At 62.5% G+C, this 16,493-nt stretch carries 17 protein-coding genes and 1 pseudogene; 12 read left to right on the top strand and 6 right to left on the bottom strand.

Annotated elements, in window-relative coordinates:
• Positions 1-9 precede the first annotated feature (9 nt).
• Complete coding sequence (locus ACYP01_RS01675) at positions 10-1,497, top strand: acetyl-coenzyme A carboxylase carboxyl transferase subunits beta/alpha (protein ID WP_003940141.1); 1,488 nt, start codon at positions 10-12, stop codon at positions 1,495-1,497.
• A complete protein-coding gene (locus ACYP01_RS01680; protein WP_007733419.1) occupies positions 1,494-2,534 on the top strand; it encodes a hypothetical protein in 1,041 nt (346 codons plus the stop codon). The genes ACYP01_RS01675 and ACYP01_RS01680 overlap by 4 nt, the downstream gene beginning before the upstream one ends.
• A 4-nt stretch (positions 2,535-2,538) precedes the next feature.
• On the opposite strand, the gene ACYP01_RS01685 is transcribed toward ACYP01_RS01680, so the two are convergent.
• A complete protein-coding gene (locus ACYP01_RS01685) occupies positions 2,539-3,810 on the bottom strand; it encodes an MFS transporter (protein WP_459678364.1) in 1,272 nt (423 codons plus the stop codon).
• Between the two features lie 177 nt (positions 3,811-3,987).
• On the opposite strand from ACYP01_RS01685, the gene ACYP01_RS01690 reads away from it, so the two are divergent.
• The 3 genes from ACYP01_RS01690 to ACYP01_RS01700 all read left to right on the top strand — a co-directional run bounded on the left by ACYP01_RS01690 (position 3,988) and on the right by ACYP01_RS01700 (position 7,653).
• On the top strand, positions 3,988-5,904 hold the full coding sequence (locus ACYP01_RS01690; RefSeq protein WP_003940009.1) for a propionyl-CoA synthetase: 1,917 nt from the start codon (positions 3,988-3,990) through the stop codon (positions 5,902-5,904).
• Between the two features lie 92 nt (positions 5,905-5,996).
• On the top strand, positions 5,997-6,842 hold the full coding sequence (locus ACYP01_RS01695) for a mycofactocin-coupled SDR family oxidoreductase (protein ID WP_020970454.1): 846 nt from the start codon (positions 5,997-5,999) through the stop codon (positions 6,840-6,842).
• 301 nt (positions 6,843-7,143) lie between these two features.
• Positions 7,144-7,653 carry a hypothetical protein gene (locus ACYP01_RS01700; RefSeq protein WP_459678367.1) on the top strand — a complete coding sequence of 170 codons (510 nt, stop codon included), beginning with the start codon at positions 7,144-7,146 and terminating at the stop codon, positions 7,651-7,653.
• A 7-nt stretch (positions 7,654-7,660) separates the two neighbouring features.
• On the opposite strand, the gene ACYP01_RS01705 is transcribed toward ACYP01_RS01700, so the two are convergent.
• The gene (locus ACYP01_RS01705; RefSeq protein WP_003939752.1) at positions 7,661-8,047 is read right to left on the bottom strand and encodes a DUF1304 domain-containing protein; all 387 of its coding nucleotides are present in this window, start codon (positions 8,045-8,047) and stop codon (positions 7,661-7,663) included.
• Between the two features lie 87 nt (positions 8,048-8,134).
• Between ACYP01_RS01705 and ACYP01_RS01710 the strand changes: the two genes are divergently transcribed.
• Entirely contained in the window at positions 8,135-8,719 is a 585-nt protein-coding gene (locus ACYP01_RS01710; RefSeq protein WP_003940117.1) for a TetR/AcrR family transcriptional regulator, read from the top strand.
• Between the two features lie 105 nt (positions 8,720-8,824).
• A pseudogene (locus ACYP01_RS01715) lies at positions 8,825-9,397 on the top strand (GNAT family N-acetyltransferase).
• On the opposite strand, the gene ACYP01_RS01720 reads toward ACYP01_RS01715, so the two are convergent.
• Positions 9,355-9,945 (bottom strand): TetR/AcrR family transcriptional regulator, encoded by a 591-nt coding sequence (locus ACYP01_RS01720; protein ID WP_037128509.1) that lies wholly within the window; start codon positions 9,943-9,945, stop codon positions 9,355-9,357. The pseudogene ACYP01_RS01715 and the gene ACYP01_RS01720 sit on opposite strands and share 43 nt — an antisense overlap.
• Positions 9,946-10,058: 113 nt before the next feature.
• On the opposite strand from ACYP01_RS01720, the gene ACYP01_RS01725 reads away from it, so the two are divergent.
• The 3 genes from ACYP01_RS01725 to ACYP01_RS01735 all read left to right on the top strand — a co-directional run bounded on the left by ACYP01_RS01725 (position 10,059) and on the right by ACYP01_RS01735 (position 12,403).
• The gene (locus tag ACYP01_RS01725; RefSeq protein ID WP_003940229.1) at positions 10,059-11,297 is read left to right on the top strand and encodes an MFS transporter; all 1,239 of its coding nucleotides are present in this window, start codon (positions 10,059-10,061) and stop codon (positions 11,295-11,297) included.
• 134 nt (positions 11,298-11,431) lie between these two features.
• Complete coding sequence (locus tag ACYP01_RS01730) at positions 11,432-11,878, top strand: hypothetical protein (protein ID WP_459678371.1); 447 nt, start codon at positions 11,432-11,434, stop codon at positions 11,876-11,878.
• A 156-nt stretch (positions 11,879-12,034) separates the two neighbouring features.
• On the top strand, positions 12,035-12,403 hold the full coding sequence (locus ACYP01_RS01735; RefSeq protein WP_003939994.1) for a VOC family protein: 369 nt from the start codon (positions 12,035-12,037) through the stop codon (positions 12,401-12,403).
• Positions 12,404-12,407: 4 nt separating this feature from the next.
• Here the strand turns inward: ACYP01_RS01735 and ACYP01_RS01740 are convergent, their stop codons facing one another.
• Both ACYP01_RS01740 and ACYP01_RS01745 read right to left on the bottom strand, forming a co-directional pair.
• Entirely contained in the window at positions 12,408-13,754 is a 1,347-nt protein-coding gene (locus ACYP01_RS01740) for a cryptochrome/photolyase family protein (protein ID WP_459678374.1), read from the bottom strand.
• 10 nt (positions 13,755-13,764) lie between these two features.
• Positions 13,765-14,352, bottom strand: coding sequence for a TetR/AcrR family transcriptional regulator (locus ACYP01_RS01745; RefSeq protein ID WP_459678376.1), 588 nt, complete (start codon positions 14,350-14,352; stop codon positions 13,765-13,767).
• Positions 14,353-14,428: 76 nt separating this feature from the next.
• Between ACYP01_RS01745 and ACYP01_RS01750 the strand changes: the two genes are divergently transcribed.
• Positions 14,429-14,806 (top strand): DUF952 domain-containing protein, encoded by a 378-nt coding sequence (locus tag ACYP01_RS01750; protein WP_007733447.1) that lies wholly within the window; start codon positions 14,429-14,431, stop codon positions 14,804-14,806.
• Here ACYP01_RS01750 and ACYP01_RS01755 read toward each other — a convergent pair.
• Positions 14,803-15,798: an ABC transporter permease gene (locus ACYP01_RS01755; RefSeq protein WP_459678378.1), complete on the bottom strand. Its 996-nt coding sequence runs from the start codon at positions 15,796-15,798 to the stop codon at positions 14,803-14,805. The two genes, ACYP01_RS01750 and ACYP01_RS01755, sit on opposite strands and share 4 nt — an antisense overlap.
• Positions 15,799-15,887: 89 nt before the next feature.
• Here ACYP01_RS01755 and ACYP01_RS01760 point away from each other — a divergent pair, with 89 nt between their 5' ends.
• Entirely contained in the window at positions 15,888-16,463 is a 576-nt protein-coding gene (locus ACYP01_RS01760; protein WP_054825295.1) for a TetR/AcrR family transcriptional regulator, read from the top strand.
• Positions 16,464-16,493: the final 30 nt, after the last annotated feature.

Consider the following 16,493-nt stretch of genomic DNA (forward strand, 5'->3'; position numbering starts at 1 on the left):
GAGGACGTTGTGCGAATCTCGGCCGAAGAACTACTCACTGCGGTACTCGATCCCGAGAGCTTCGTCTCTTGGGACTCCCCGCCCGTCGACGTCGGACCTGGCGCGAAATACGCGGAAGACCTGGCGAAGGCCCGCGAGAAGAGCGGAGTTGACGAGTCCGTCGTCACCGGCGTAGGTACGGTTCGGGGACGTCGGGTCGCGGTAATTGCCTGTGAATTCAGCTTTCTCGCCGGTTCGATCGGAGTTGCTGCAGCCGAGCGGATCGTGACCGCTGTCGAACGTGCTACGGCAGAACAACTCCCGCTGCTGGCCTCGCCCACCTCCGGCGGAACGCGGATGCAGGAGGGCACCGTGGCGTTCGTTCAGATGGTGAAGATCGCTGCGGCAGTGGCTGTTCACAAAGCGGCACACCTGCCCTACCTGGTTTACCTGCGCAATCCCACCACCGGCGGGGTCTTCGCCTCGTGGGGATCCCTCGGCCACATCACCGTCGCGGAACCCGGTGCTCTGGTGGGATTCCTCGGACCCCGTGTCTACGAATCCCTGTACGGCGAAAAGTTTCCCGACGGTATCCAGACGTCCGAAAACTTGTATCGCAACGGCGTTATCGACGGCGTCGTCCCCGTCGACCGCCTCCGTCTGCTGGTCAACCGAGCGTTGTGCGTGCTCACCGATCCCCCGGCCCCGGCGGCCACGGACCCGATTCCCTCACCCGAGATTCCCGATGTTCCCGCCTGGCAGTCGGTGATGCTCTCGCGCCGGGCCGATCGACCCGGCATCCGGCAGTTGCTCCGCCATGCCGCAACTGAACAGGTACCGCTCAGCGGCACCGGGCAGGGTGAAACCGACAAGACGATCTTGCTCTCGCTCGCCCGCTTCCGAGGCTTTCCGTGCATCCTGCTCGGCCAGGACCGCAGTGGCCAATCCGCGCTCACCACGATGGGACCGGCCGCGCTCAGGGAAGCGCGACGGGGCATGAAACTTGCCGAAGAACTACAACTCCCGCTTGTCCTCGTGATCGACACTTTGGGCGCGTCGCTGTCCAAAGAAGCTGAAGAACGTGGACTGGCCCCTGAGATCGCCCGTTGCATCGCCGACCTCGTGACGCTGAAGACCCCGACAGTGTCGGTGTTGCTCGGCCAGGGAACAGGCGGTGGGGCGCTCGCGCTGCTGCCCGCCGATCGGGTACTCGCGGCACAGAACGGGTGGCTCGCTCCCCTGCCACCGGAAGGCGCAAGCGCGATCGTCCATCGCGACATCAGTCACGCACCGGAGATGGCGGCAGCGCAGGGCATTCGTTCGTTGGATCTGCTTCGAGACGGCGTGATCGACGCGATCATTCCCGAAACGCCTGACGCGGCCGACGAACCCGTGGAATTCTCCAAGAGGGTAGGGGCTGCGATAGCGCACGAACTCTTCGTGCTTGCCGAAGAGTCGGACACCGATCGCCAGTCCTCCCGTATCGCGCGCTATCGAAACCTGGGAGTTCCGCAATGACGACGAAGGACCGGAATGCGCTGACGCTGCCGCACAGTTACGACCGCGCGGCACTGGCTCGTTTCGAATTGTTCCTGTTCGCGGGCATCGCCACCGTGCTGATCACCCGCGCATATCTGGCGGCAACGGGCTATCCCCAGATCGGGGGCGGCGCCCTCCACATCGCACACGTTCTCTGGGGCGGATTGCTGATGGCCGTAGCCATCGTGGCGACCGCCATCACCGAAGGCTCTCGCACGCGTGACCTGGCCACGCTCGTCGGCGGAATCGGGTTCGGTCTCTTCATTGACGAGGTCGGAAAATTCGTCACCGCCGACGTCGATTACTTCTACCAGCCTGCCATCGCGATCATGTACGTCGTCTTCGTTCTCTTCTATCTTGCCGCGCGCGAGGTGGTGATTCGGCGCGGAATGAATGATCGTCATCGGCTCGCCATCGGGGCGCGAGCGCTCTCGGACCTCGCTCTCGGTCAGCTCGACGAGATCCAGTACAACCACGCCCTCCGCGTACTCGACGGCGTCGAAGACCGCAGCCTCACCGACCTCGTCGATTCGATCAAAGCCGGCCTGCATTCACAGACTCCGCCGACCGGCGGTATCGAATCGAAGATCACTCGTGGCCGCAACGCGTTCTTCCACCGTGCCGAGGAACTGCTCCGGCACCGGGTCGTCCGCCGACTGGTACTGACCCTGTTCGTACTGCAGGCTCTTCTGGCGATTGTCCAGGTGATCTACGCGTTGGTTTCCGAGAACGTCGTCGAGGCCGACGACGTCTCCGACCTGGTGGTCCAGATCTCCACCGTCGCAACCGGAGTTCTTGTGGTTCTGGGAGTGTGGTTCCTCTTCCGAGGTCCGTACCTGCGAGCATTAAGGCTCCTGCGTGCATCCCTCATCGTGAGCCTCCTGGTGACGCAGGTCTATCTGTTCACGCAGGACCAGTTCGGCGCGCTTTTCGGATTCGCGGTGTCACTGTTCATGCTCGCGACTCTCCGCATCGCGATTCGAAGCGAAGAGTCCGCCGCAGCTCTACCGCAGTAATCCTCTACCGCAGTGGGACCGCAGGCCGACTCGGTAGATCGCGGATCCCGCGGAGCGGGCTGAAGAGCAGGACCAATCCGCACGGCGCGATCAGGCAGGCCATGATCCACATCGTCCCGCGCGGATCCACTGCGTCGCCGAGGTAGCCTGCCGTCAGCGCACCGAGCGGAATGCTGCTGTGCAGCAGGAACATACTCGTTGCCACCACTCGTCCGAGGCGGTCCGGCGGACAGTAACTTTGACGGAAACTGCCGAGCACCACGTTGCACGACACGACGCCCGCAACCATCACCATGCCGCCGATGCAGAACCAGAACAGGCCGGCACCGTACGTCGTCAGAGGTGCTAACAGGATGAACGGTCCCGTCACCAACTGACAGATGAGAACGCTTCGGGCAGTGCCGAATCTGCGGCCGAGCGGGCGCGCGATCATCGATCCGACAATTCCGCCCACCCCGGCAATCGCCAAGAGAAGCCCGAGTCCGAACTCCCCCACGCCAAGCGTCTTTTCCAGGAACACGATCTGGATCGTGGAGTACCCGGTGAGACCGAAATTGAGCAGAGTGCCGTAGACGACGATCGACCGCAGATACGGATCACCGGCGACGAATCGCAGTCCGAGCGCAATCTGGCGTCGCAACGGTTCTCGCTGATTCTGTCCGCGATGGACGGTCTCCTGCACACGAATCAGCCAGATGCATACAAAGCAGAAGGCGAACGTGAACGCGTCGACAACCAGACCGGCCGCGAGCCCGACAGTTGCAACCACCAGCCCACCGACGCTTGGGCCGATCACCCGAGTTGCGGCCTCAGCGCCCTGAATCTTCGAGTTCCCTTCGACAAGATCCGCTTCGGCGAGCACCGTGGGGAGATACGAGTGATAGGCCGCCTGGAAGAAGACGGTGGCTGTACCGGTGAGCAGCGCGACCAGGAGCAGGTGGCCGTATGTCATCGCCCCCAGGAAGCCGGCGATCGCGAGGCTCGCGAAGAACAGCGCGCACGCAGCGTTCGCGATCATCATGATCGGGCGCCGAGGCAGCCGGTCGATCCAGGCACCGGCTGGTAGTCCGACGATCAACCACGGCAACCACACTGCTGATGCCAGCACACCGATCTGGAAGCTACTCGCGTCCAGTTCGCGAAGCGCGATCAGCGGCAGTACGACGGTCGTGACACCGTTTCCGATACCGCTGACTGCGTCGCCGGTCCACAGAAGTCGGAAGTCACGCAGAGCGAGGACTCCCCAGAAGCCTGCGCGTTGCGCTGCACCTGTCACATCGATCCCCCTTTCAGTCTCTGGCCTATCCCACCCCTGCGCGCCACTGGCCGACGGGACAGGCCCGCCCGGCGCAAAGGGACGGTACCCGCACCGCTACTGAGGCGCACCGCACTGACGGTGACCTAAGGTGTTTCAGGTCACCGGTAAGCGAAGTTCACGAGAGGACACACGTCGATGAGCTCTTCCGAGCAGGCGTCCCACACCACGTATGCCGACGCATATCGCGAGAGCATGGATCAGCCGGAGAAGTTCTGGCTCGACGCTGCGCGGGCCGTCGACTGGGATGTCGCCCCCACCAAGGCTCTCGACGACTCTGCCGCGCCGATCTATCGCTGGTTCCCGGATGCTTCGCTCAACACCAGCTTCAATGCCCTCGATCGGCACGTCCGCGACGGCCGCGGCGATCAGACCGCGTTGATCTTCGACTCCGCGATGGTCCCCACCAAGGCCACGTACACCTACGCCGAATTGCTCGAGCAGGTCTCACTCTTCGCCGGCGTCTTGAAAGATCAGGGTGTGGTGGCGGGCGACCGCGTGATCATCTACATGCCGATGATCCCCGAGGCTGCGATCGCGATGCTCGCGTGTGCGCGAATCGGCGCGGTGCATTCGGTGGTGTTCGGCGGCTTTGCGGCCAAGGAGCTCGCAACCCGTATCGACGACGCCGGTCCAGTGGTGCTCGTGACGGCGTCCGGCGGCCTCGAACCCGGACGAACAATCGAGTACCTGCCGATGGTCGAGAAGGCTCTGCAACTGTCCGCCACTCCCGCGCACACCGTGATCGTGAAGAATCGCGAGCAGATTCCCGGTGCAGCTTCCGACTACAAGTCAAGTGCCGCAGCCTGGTTCGACTGGGACGAGCTGATCGCCGACGCCACCCCGGCCGACCCGGTGTCGGTCGCCGCGACGGATCCGCTCTACATCCTCTACACCTCGGGAACGACCGGTAAGCCCAAGGGCGTCGTCCGGGACAACGGTGGCCATGCCGTTGCGCTGACGTGGACCATGAAGAATCTCTACGACATCAGCCCAGGACAGGTGTGGTGGACCGCCTCCGACGTCGGCTGGGTGGTCGGCCACTCCTACATCGTCTACGGACCGTTGCTCGCCGGAGCTACGACGGTCATGTACGAAGGCAAGCCCGTCGGCACCCCCGACGCCGGTGCGTTCTGGCGCATCATTTCCGAATACAACGTGTCGGCACTCTTCACCGCTCCGACAGCGATCCGCGCGGTTCGCAAGGCCGACCCGGACGCAAAAGAGCTTGCCAAGTACGACATCTCGTCGCTCGACACACTGTTCGCGGCCGGCGAGCGCTTGGATCCCGACACCTACGAGTGGGCTACTCGGATTCTCGATCGCCCGGTGGTCGATCACTGGTGGCAGACAGAAACCGGTTGGGCCATCTGCGCGAATCTGCGCGGCCTCGAACCCATGGAGATCAAAGCGGGCTCACCCACCGTCGCCTGCCCCGGATACCGCGTCGAAATCGTCGACGGCAAGGGCGAACTCGTGGGTCCGGGCACCGAGGGCAACATCGTGATCGGCCTGCCGCTTCCTCCCGGAACACTCGCCGGACTGTGGCGTGACGAGGACCGGTACGTGAAGTCCTACCTGTCGACTTTCGAAGGCTATTACCTCACCGGCGACTCCGGGTACATCGACGAGGACAACTACGTCTTCGTGCTCGGACGAAGTGACGACGTGATCAACGTTGCCGGACATCGCCTTTCGACCGGAAGCATGGAGGCCGTCGTCGCCGGCCACCCGGCTGTCGCCGAATGCGCGGTCATCGGCATTCACGACGAACTCAAGGGGCAACGGCCGAGCGGCTACGTCGTGCTCAAGTCCGGCGTCGACATCGATCCCGAAACGCTCCGACAGGAACTGGTCGCCCGGGTGCGAGACCAGATCGGTGCCGTCGCCACGTTCCGGGACGTCACCGTCGTCGCGGCACTACCGAAGACTCGTTCCGGCAAGATCCTCCGCAAGACCATGCGGCAGATCGCCGACAACGAGGAGTACACGGTCCCGTCGACCATCGAGGACGCGAGCGTATTGGACGAGTTGTCCAAACTCCTTCGCGGATAAGGATTCAGCGAATTCCCCTGTCTGTCTGCCTCCGGACGTAGCAGTATGAACACGTTCCAGTTTCGGCGATTCACACGGGCAGGGGAAGTTCGATGGGCAATTTGGACGGTCAGGTCGCATTCATCACCGGAGCGGCGCGTGGTCAAGGGCGCGCGCATGCCGTCAAGCTCGCGTCCGAGGGCGCGGACATCATCGCGGTGGATCTCTGCGCGCCGGTCGCAACGGCGGGGTACGACATGGCCACCGAAGCCGACCTCGCCCAGACCGTCGCCCTGGTCGAAGCTCAGGGCCGGCGCATCGTCGCGTCCGTCGCGGACACTCGCGACCTTGATGCCCTGAAATCAGCGGTCGACGCCGGAGTCGAGAAACTCGGCCGACTGGACATCGTGATCGCCAACGCGGGAATCGCGGCGTCGGCGAAATTGTCCTGGGACCTGAGCGCCGAAGAGTTCCGCGAGCTGATGGACATCAACGTCACCGGCGTCTGGTTGACGACCAAGGTGTCGATTCCGCACATCATGAACGGCAATCGAGGTGGATCCATTGTGTTGATCAGCTCGATGGCCGGGCTTCGAGGCGTGCCGGGGATTGCCCATTACTCCGCGTCCAAGCACGCCGTTCGGGGGTTGGCGAAGTCTCTGGCCAACGAACTCGGCTGGGCAGACATCCGAGTCAACTCCGTACACCCGGGCAATGTGCGTACGACGATGATCGACAACGAACCGATGGTTCGTGCGTTCCGTCCAGACTTGGAGAATCCTGTCCTCGCCGATACCGCTCCGATCATGTCGAAGCTGAATCTGCTGCCCCACCCGTGGGTCGACCCCGAAGTGATTGCGGATGCGGTGTTCTATCTGGTGGGGCCGGCCGGGCGCGGGATCACCGGCATCGCGTTGCCGATCGATCTCGGCACCTCGGAAAAATTCGCCGGCGGCTGAAGGCCCGAACTGATGCAGAATTGCCTCTGCCGGATGGGTCTCGAGCACCATCCGGCAGAGGCAATTCCGGCTTGATCAAGCCTTCGTAGCAACAGAACAAGTAGTCGACAACCTCATAGGCGCTCCTCGTCTGGCGTGGGAAAAACCGTTGTGGGATGCGCAACAAACCCAAGACCCAGCGTAGAAGCATTTGGCCGCAAACGCGCGTCATTCGGCACTATTTTTTTGGATTCGGGCATACTGGACAACGCTCCCACCACGTATTATGGACCCGAGTTCACACTTACAGGGGGCAGGCACAGTGACGGTCAAATACGCCGTAATGGACCCGATTCACGGAAAAGTCGAGATCTCGTTCGATGTCGACACGGGGGTCGTCGACGTCCGAAACGGCAACTCACACGCTCTGTTGACGCGTCGAGTCGATGCCCCGCGCCGTGAAGGCACACCCATCGGAACGCGCGCCGCCGCCGACTTGTTCTTCACTGTCGGTGGCGACGAAGTCGAACTCGCTGTCGGCAAAGGGTTTCTGTCCCGTCGCTCGTACTCTGTCTCGGCACTCGTCGACGGCGTGAGTTTGAACTTCGCCCCAGTCGACGACGCGAACAGTGCATTCACCCGCGACGGATTGCGGATCGGGCACTTCTCCAAGAACGAGGAATCCGATCCCAGACAGACCGACGCAGTCTGGTCGAGCACGCCGAGCACCGACGAACTTGTCATCGGTTACGCCCTGGCCGAAGCCTTCGATTGCGGAGCACTCAACGGTGCTTTTACGTTGATCGAATCACTGGTGCTCGGCGGCGGATAGAGACCACTCAAAGCAGGTGGATTACGAGCAGAACAACGGCAATAGCTGGGAAAAGCATCTGTACGACGGCTGCGCGGGCTTTGTCGGGAGACGAGAGAATCAGCACCAATCCCGCGGCAACCATCGATCCTGTGCCTGCCAGGACGAGGGCAATTCCGACCGACGCGGAGCCGGTCGCCGCAATCACGATGCCGACCGCCGATACGATCGCCAAGAAAAGGTTGTAAAAGCCCTGGTTGAAGGCGAGCGGCTGCGTGGTGATCGCCTCTTCCTCGGACTTCACGCCGAACGTGGCGCGGGTCTTCGGGGCCGTCCAGAGAATCGATTCGAGGACAAAAATGTACACGTGCACTGCTGCGGCCAGTCCCGCGAAGATGTAGCCGGCGACGTTCATCGGTGAACTCCTGTTGCTTCGAGTGAATTCTGTATCGTTCGGTCCAATATATACTGGACCGAACGATACAGAAAGAGCGAGGCTTTGATGGGCAGATCACAAGAATTCGACACAACAGCCGTGGTCGCTGCCGCTTTGGACGTTTTCTGGGCACGTGGATACGAAGGTGCCTCACTCGGCGACCTCGAATCCGCGACGGGGCTGAGTCGGTCGAGTCTCTACAACTCGTTCACCAACAAGCGCGGATTGTTCGACGCCGCCGTGCAGCTGTACCTCGACCATGTCATCCGGCCACGTCTGCGCAGCCTCACGACAAATCCCGGGGCAGACGCCGTCGACGACTACCTTTCCTCGCTTGCGCACGCGATCGGCACCATGACCGCCGACTCGCCTCGGCGCGGTTGCCTACTTCTCAATACGGCTGCCGGACTCGGCGCGCACGACGATGCGGTGGCCGCAGTGATCCGCGCTTACCACCGAGAGCTCGCCGACGCGATCAACAGTGGATTACACGCCGCGTTTCCAACCGAGACAGACGCCACGCTCTCAGACCGCACTCGAATCCTTCTCTCCTGCACGGTAAGTGCATTGGTACTCGCACGAGTTGACACCGAAGAGGCCATCGCAACTCTGGAATCTGCGCGCCGACTGAACGCAGAGTGGCAGGGATAATGACCGGAAAGCTCACGCCATTGCCCGCCATCAGGCGGGTAGGCGATGATGCTTCACGTGCCCAAGTTGACCACGCCCGCTATCGCCGCTGGATATCTCCGGGGAATGGACCAACCCTCGATCCACGTCGGGACTTCCGCGATTCTCCGACCCTGGACCCGCGACGACGCACCGGCCGTCATGGAAGCCTTTCGCGATCCGTCGATTCAGCGTTGGCACATCCGCCGCGCCGACTCGATCGACGAAGCACGGGGTTGGCTCACCCAGTGGAGAGACGGGTGGGCAAGCGAATCCGAATGCCATTGGGCGATCGCCGCTCCCGAGACAAATGAACTCCTCGGCCGAATCGCAGCAAAGGGGGTGAATTTGTGGGACGGCACTGCCGAGCTCGCGTATTGGGTGACCCCAGCGGCGCGCGGCCGCGGACTGTGCACCTAGGCTGTAACCGCACTGTCCGAGTGGGCATTCCGCGAAGTAGGGTTTCATCGATTGGAACTCGCACACTCGATCCACAACCCACGATCGTGCCGAGTCGCCACCAAAGCAGGGTTCAGCGAAGAAGGTGTTCGACGAGGCTCCGCCAGGCACGCCGACGGCTGGCACGACATGCATGTCCACGCCCGACTACGTAGCGATCAGCCTTCGGCACCGACCCGCGCCGCGAGCGCAAGTGTCTGATCCACCAATTCCGCAACTCGCTGCGGCGCGACCGGTTCGAGGTCGAACAGAATTCGGTAGATGATCGGCGCCACCACATGGTCGACGACCGAATCACCATCCACGCCGGCAGCTTCCGGCCAACGCGCGAGGATCACGTCGATCTGCGTCCGACAGAAGAAGGCACACTTGAACTTCTTCGTACCATCCGGTGCATGCGTCTGATCGTCGCTCATCAACACGTCACGCAACGAAGCACGACCGACAGGCGCAGACATCTCCTCGAGGTACTCCTGCGCCCAAACCGTCAGATCCCCTCGGAGCGAGCCCGTTTCACGCGGGTCGGCGTCCGGGCGCAATCTCTCGATCGAGACGTCGGCAAAGACTTCGTTGATGTCACCCCACCGCCGATAGATGGTCGACGGGGTCACTCCCGCATCGGTCGCGATCATCGGCACCGTGATCTCGGCTCGATCACGCTGTTCCAACAACTTGCGCGCCGACGCATGCACGGCCTGTTGGATGCGCGCACTACGGCCACCGGGGCGCGGACCTGCGGACGGACTCATAAATCCAATACTAACGCAAAGATGTTGCATTAGGCTACGGCCAGGCGTAGCGTCCCAAACGCAAAGTATTTGCGTTTGAAGTCTTCACCACCCGCACGGGAAGCGCTACGACAATGACAACGACCGTTTCACCTCAGACCGAGAGCACTTCACGCCCACGCCTTGGGCGAGGCGTCGCTTTCACACTCATCGCCGTCATCATCGCCACGTTCCTGGGCGCATCCGCGACCCCGACACCGTTGTACGAGCACTATCAACAGTTGTGGGGATTCTCCTCGCTGGCGTCGACGCTCGTGTTCGGCATCTACGCTCTCGCATTGCTCGCCACGCTCCTGACCGCCGGATCCCTGTCCGATCACATCGGCAGGCGCCCGGTCCTGCTCGGAGCACTCGCGCTCGAGGCAGTCTCGCTCGCGCTGTTCGCCTCGGCCGACGGTTTGACCATCCTGCTCATCGCCCGGGTCGTACAGGGTGTTGCCACCGGCGCTGCAATCAGTGCTCTGGGTTCGGCATTGATCGACCTCGAACGCACTCCGGGCCGAGGATCGATCATCAACAGCGTCGCTCCGACGATGGGGCTTGCAGTCGGAGCAGTGGGTTCGAGCCTCATCAGCGAGCACCTGCCCCGGCCCACCAGCACTGTCTACCTGGTCCTTCTCGTGCTTGTCATTCTCGAGATCTTCGGAGTATGGGCCGCTCCCGAGACTTCGGGCGGACGCCCCGGAGCCTGGCAGTCCCTGCGCCCCACACTGGCCGTTCCTCGTCAGGCGCGCACGATGATTGCCCTGACCGCACCGTGCCTGATCGCGGTCTGGGCGCTGGGAGGTTTCTACCTCTCACTCGGACCTGCATTGGCGCGCAACGCACTTGACGTTCACAGCTCCCTCATCGGTGCCATCATGGTCGCAACACTGACAGGATTCGGAGCGGCAGCAGTACTCACCTTCCGCAAACTCGGCGGCCGGACCGTGATGCTGATCGGAACCACCGCCTTGGTGCTCGGGGTGGCCGTCACACTCATCGGTGCTGAAACATCCTCTGCCGTATTGATTCTGGTCGGTACGGCTGTTGCAGGTATCGGCTTCGGAGCAGGATTCCAAGGAACTATCCTCACCGTCATGCCGCTGGCCGAGAACCACGAACGCGCGGGTTTGTTGTCCACCGTCTACGTCATCGCATATCTGGCCAACAGTCTTCCCGCCTTGCTGGCCGGCTACCTGGTCGGCAAGGTCGGATTGGTGGATACGACGCGTGGCTACGGAGCACTCGTCATGGTGCTCGCGGCGGCCGCACTGATCGGACTGCTGGTCACCGGCGAGCGAAAGGTCGAAGCCGTCTCGGTGTCGGAGTAGGTGTCCCCCGATCGGTGGACACACCGTTCCGCCTGCACAGGGTCCGGGGAGTGGACATACGACATCGATCTGCTCCGACATAGTTGTCTTCGAGAGAGCCAACCGAACGCTCACCCGGACAAAGGACACCGACGATGACGAACCCACGCTACGTAGTTGCCGCAATCACAGCTCTGGCCGCCGGCGCCCTCACTTTGGGATTGAGCGGAATCGCCAGTGCCGGAACCCTTCCCACAACCGGCAACAGCATCACGATGACGATCAGCAACGACACCGAACAGACAATTCATCTCGAAGGCGCCGACAACCCCTACGGACAGTGGATGCAGAGCCCACGCCAGTCGCTCGCGCCTCACGAGACTGAGATCGTCACGGCATACAACCAGGACCCGCGCGGCCTGACGGTCGACGTCGTCTATTCCACTCCCGACGGCGGACAAGCCGTCTTCATGGTCAACGACTATCCGCAGTTCGACACCGACGGAACTCGCACCACCGACCCTGATCACTACTTCATCTCGAGCTACATCGACGGCTACTACCCGAACCTGAGCGTCGGGTACCACCTCAGTGCGGTGTGACTGCAGCAGTCGTCATAAGTAATCCATCTGCCTCTCAGACGCACTTGTTCTTGGACATTCGTCCGGCGCGCGGGAATTGTTGAACGCAGCCCCGCACGACCAGGCACACGCCCCGTTGCCGGTGGCCCGAAAATCAACGGGAGAGGGAAAACCACAGTGCGACTACCCAACCAGTTTCTGATCTACGTCAGCGATGCCGCCTCCGCAGCAGCGTTCTACGGCGAATTGTTCGACGCGAAGCCTGAGGTCCTCAGCCCTCGGTACATGACCTTCGACCTCGGCGGCGGTGTGGTCCTTGCACTGTGGAGCGGCAAGTCCCGCGACCTCGATCCCGCGACACCGCGCAATTTCGAAGTCGGCATCTTGGTCGACGGCGGGAGCAACGAAATTCGGGCGATCCACGACGAGTGGGTGGCCAAGGGAGTCGAGGTCGTCGAAGAACCCAACGAAGATGTCTTCGGTCTGACGTTCGTCATTTCAGATCTGGACGGAAACCGCGTCCGCGTAGCGCCCGCAGATCACTGAGCACTCAGCCTTTGATCTCGCCGTACCGGCGCAAGGCTTCCTCACGCTCGTGCGCGTGATCGACGATCGGGTCCGGGTAGTCGACTGGGCGCATCGCCTTCAACGAGTGGACGGCCTTCCCGGGAACATCGCGAAGTTCGGGGACCCACCGACGGACGTATGTGCCGTCGGGATCGAACTTCTCCCCTTGCGTGATCGGGTTGAAGACGCGGAAGAAGGGCGAAGCATCCGTACCCGACCCGGCAGTCCACTGCCACCCGTGCTGATTGGAGGCCAAGTCACCGTCCACCAGTTGCGACATGAAGTACCGTGCGCCGCGCCACCACGGAATGTGCAGGTCCTTCACCAGGAATGACGCGACGATCATTCGGACCCGATTGTGCATCCAGTTCTCGGCGGCGAGTTGCCGCATGCCGGCATCCACGATCGGGAAGCCGGTCTTGCCTTCACACCAGGCCGTGAAGGCGGCGTCTGCGTCGTCTCCCCCGTCGTGACGTAAACGGTCGAACTTGTCGTCGTAGTTCTTCCGCGCGCTGTCGGGGCGCTGAAACAGGATGTCTGCGTAGAAGTCTCGCCAAGCAAGCTGGCGACGGTACGCCTGAGCGCCGTCTCCGAGTCGCTTGGAGAGATCTGCCAACATGGTTCTCGGATGAATCGTGCCGTACTTGAGCGGGATCGACATCCGACTCGTGGTGTCGAGGTCGGGGCGATTTCGTTCGTCATCGTACCGGTCAAGATCGTTCTCGCAGTATTCTTTCCACTGTTCGAGCGCACCGGTCTCACCGACGACATCGCTGACGGTGCCGGACGGCGCGGGGATACTCACCCGGCGCGGGCCACCGTCCTTCTCGCTCGGATCGAACCAACGGACCGTCCCCGCATCGGTCGACGCGGGGCCCCGCCAACCATGTTCCATCCACTGACGGAAGTACGGCGTGAACACCTTGTACGGATCACCGTCCGCCTTGGTGACGCGTCCGGGCGCCACGGCATATGGTGACCCGGTGGCGATCAACTCCACCTTCTCGGCCACGGCCGCGTCGCGCCGTCGGCCGTAGGGCCCGTAGTCGCCACTGATGTGAACTTCTTCGGCGCCAACGGATTCCGCCACGCGGGGCACCACGTCTGCCGGATCACCTCGAACAACCATCAATCGTCCGTCGAGCTGGTTGTCGAGTGCCGACAAGTTGGCGAACAGTTGATTCTGGCGGGGTGAGCCTGCCGGTCCGAGCAACTTCTCGTCGAGGACGAACAAACCCAACGTCTGTCCGCCGGCATCCGCCGCTGCAGTCAGAGTCGGAAGATCACCGACCCTCAGATCGCGTCGAAACCAGATCACAGAGTTACTCACCCAGTCGAGCCTACCGATCAGATCTCAGAACGCATCCCACCGCGCGGGCCGCCAGTTGCGCCGCTCTTTCGGCTGTCGGTTCGGAGGTGAGCCCGAGCAGTCGCCGCCGGTGCTCCTCCCCGAGCAGCAAGGTGTACAACTGATCCGCGCACAGCGCAGCCTTCTGGCCGTGCTGATCGATCAAAATCTTCTCCAGAAAGGCAATCGACTTGGCCGGGCCGGATTCGTAGAACGCTGCGGCCAATTCAGGGAACTGCACGGCCTCGCCGATCATCATGCGGTGCAGCGCAATCGAGTTGTCGCTGTGCAGGGCGATGACGATGTCCACTGCAGCGGCGAGCAGGTCGGACTGGCCCTCGCCGGCATCGTCGACGTACGCGTGCTGACGCGCAACCGCAGCTGCAAAGACCGCAGACTTGTCGCCGAAGTAGCTGTACACGGTGCGCTTGGCGACGCCGGCCACCGTGGCAATGCCCTCGATGGTAGTTCGGGCGAACCCGACATCTCGAAACGAGGCGACAGCGACGTCGAGAATCTCGTTGCGTCGTTCGGCGCGCTCGGCGTCACTGGTTCTCCCACGTCTGCGCGGTTGCTCCATCAAGTCCCCTGTTACCGTGCCGGTGAATTAATGCTACGTTGACGTTTCATTAATTCGAATACTACAGGAGCACTGCATGACCGGACAACGACTCGTCCACGTCGCTATCGCCGACGACTGGGAAGCATGCAAGCGTTTCGGTGAGTACGAGGTCTCGACGCGCGGAATCAGTTACGACGAGGCAGGATTCATTCGCGCAACGACCCCGGACGCACTCGCTTCGGTGCTCGATCTGGTGTTCGGCGACCTCACATTGCCGCTGGTCGTCGCCGTCATCGATCAGGACGCCCTGACCTCCGCAGGCATCGACGTCGAATGGGAGGCGGGAAAGCCCCGAATCCTCCGACCTCTACCGATGGACGAGGACACCGTGGTCGCCGAACTGGCCATGGAACGCGTTGACGGGGTCTGGCCGATTCCCGACCTGACCCCGTACGCAAGCCGCACCGACTAGACCAGCGCAGCCTCGGGTTCGACCACGGGGGTCGACGCCTTCTTCCGACCGGCAGCCACGCACAGCGCGATCCCGACGGCAATCCAGCACACCAGCACCAGAAGTGGCGTGGTGGCGCCATGGCCGTCGAAGAACGCCATCGAACGGACGGATGCTCCTGCGGCGCCAGGTGGGAGCAGCTGCCCCAAAGCGCCCCAACCCGCGGGCAACCACGCGGCAGTTGTCGCCATCCCCGAGAGTGGGTTTCCGATGAACATCATCGTGACGGCGCCCAACGCGAACCCCTTCATCCCGAGCAGGGATTCGAGCCCCAAAATGGGAAGCGAGATGGCCGACATGCCAATGGTGAGTGCGAGCGCGGTGAGCAGGTAGTTTCCGTCAAGACTGTTGGTGCCGAACTGCAGAATGGCAGTCAGTGCAAAACCCGCGACCACCGCGACGCCGGCAGCACCCAACACTCGCTTGACGATGCTGCGCGGAAACAGTTGCACGAGAACAACAGCGGGCATGATTCCGCCGAACACCAAGGGCAAGGCCAATGCCGTGAGCCCAGCACCGGTCGGGTCGTCCGCAGTCAGCGGCACAACGTCTTCGACGGGCACCTTTGCCCCCAAGGCCTCCGAGAGGCCGTTGGCCACCCCGGTCAGGGTCTGGGCGATCGGGGTTCCGCCTGCAGTCGCGATCAACACGTGAGGACCGTTGGCATCAACGGCGATTCCGCCGACCACGTCGCGATTCCGAATCGCGTCACGCAGGGCGTCGGCGTCGGCGAATTCTCGAGTATCGAAGGCGCCTTGCTTACTCGCCTCGAGCGAGGTGCTGATCTGTTCGGTTGCCGCAGCTGGACCGGTGATGCCCAACTTCAGTTCGTGCGGGCCACTGTTGACCGAGGGCAGTACGAAGGCAAGCAGCATCAGCCCGATCACGGCGGACAAGCCCAACACCACAGCCACCAACTTCTTGCGGTCCTGTGCTTCAACTTCGGCGTTCATAACTACCTTCCCTAAGTGGAAGTTTTTCCTCCACTATTTGTGGAAGATATTCCTCCGGTTATGATGAACTGTCAATACCGGAGGTGAATGTGCGAGCCGATGCACGTGAACGCAGAAACGCAATAGTCGACGCCGCACGAGCGGTGTTCACCGAGCGCGGGCACGACGCGCCGCTCGACGCAGTCGCAGAACTCGCGAAAGTGGGCATCGCCACGCTGTATCGAAACTTTCCGACGCGCGAGGACCTCGTGACCGCCGTCGCCGTCGCAACACTGACCGATGTCCGCGAGGCTGCCGACATCGCACTCACGGCAATGTCCACCGATCCGACAAACGCGTGGCACACGCTGGTGGACCGCCTCGTGGAACTGCGCCTGGGTGCGCTCATTCCTGCACTGGTGGAACACAGTTTCACCGAGCTGGCGCCCGAAGTTCTCGCGGTGCGTGAGGTGACGAAAACGAAGATGACCGCGACGATCGGCGCCGCTCAGAGCGCCGGACTGGTCCGCGCCGATCTGCAACCGCTCGAATTCGTCATGGCTCTGGCCAAACTGACGCGCCCGCAAATCGAGTTGTCCGACGAAGCCATGCCGAACCTGGTCCCGCGGTTGGTCGCGGTGTTCATGGCCGGTCTGCGTCCGGACGGTACCGACTTGCCGGTCTGATCAGCGAAACCCGACGTACCAGGCAAGGCA

It is taken from the genome of Rhodococcus sp. no. 34, from assembly GCF_054589475.1.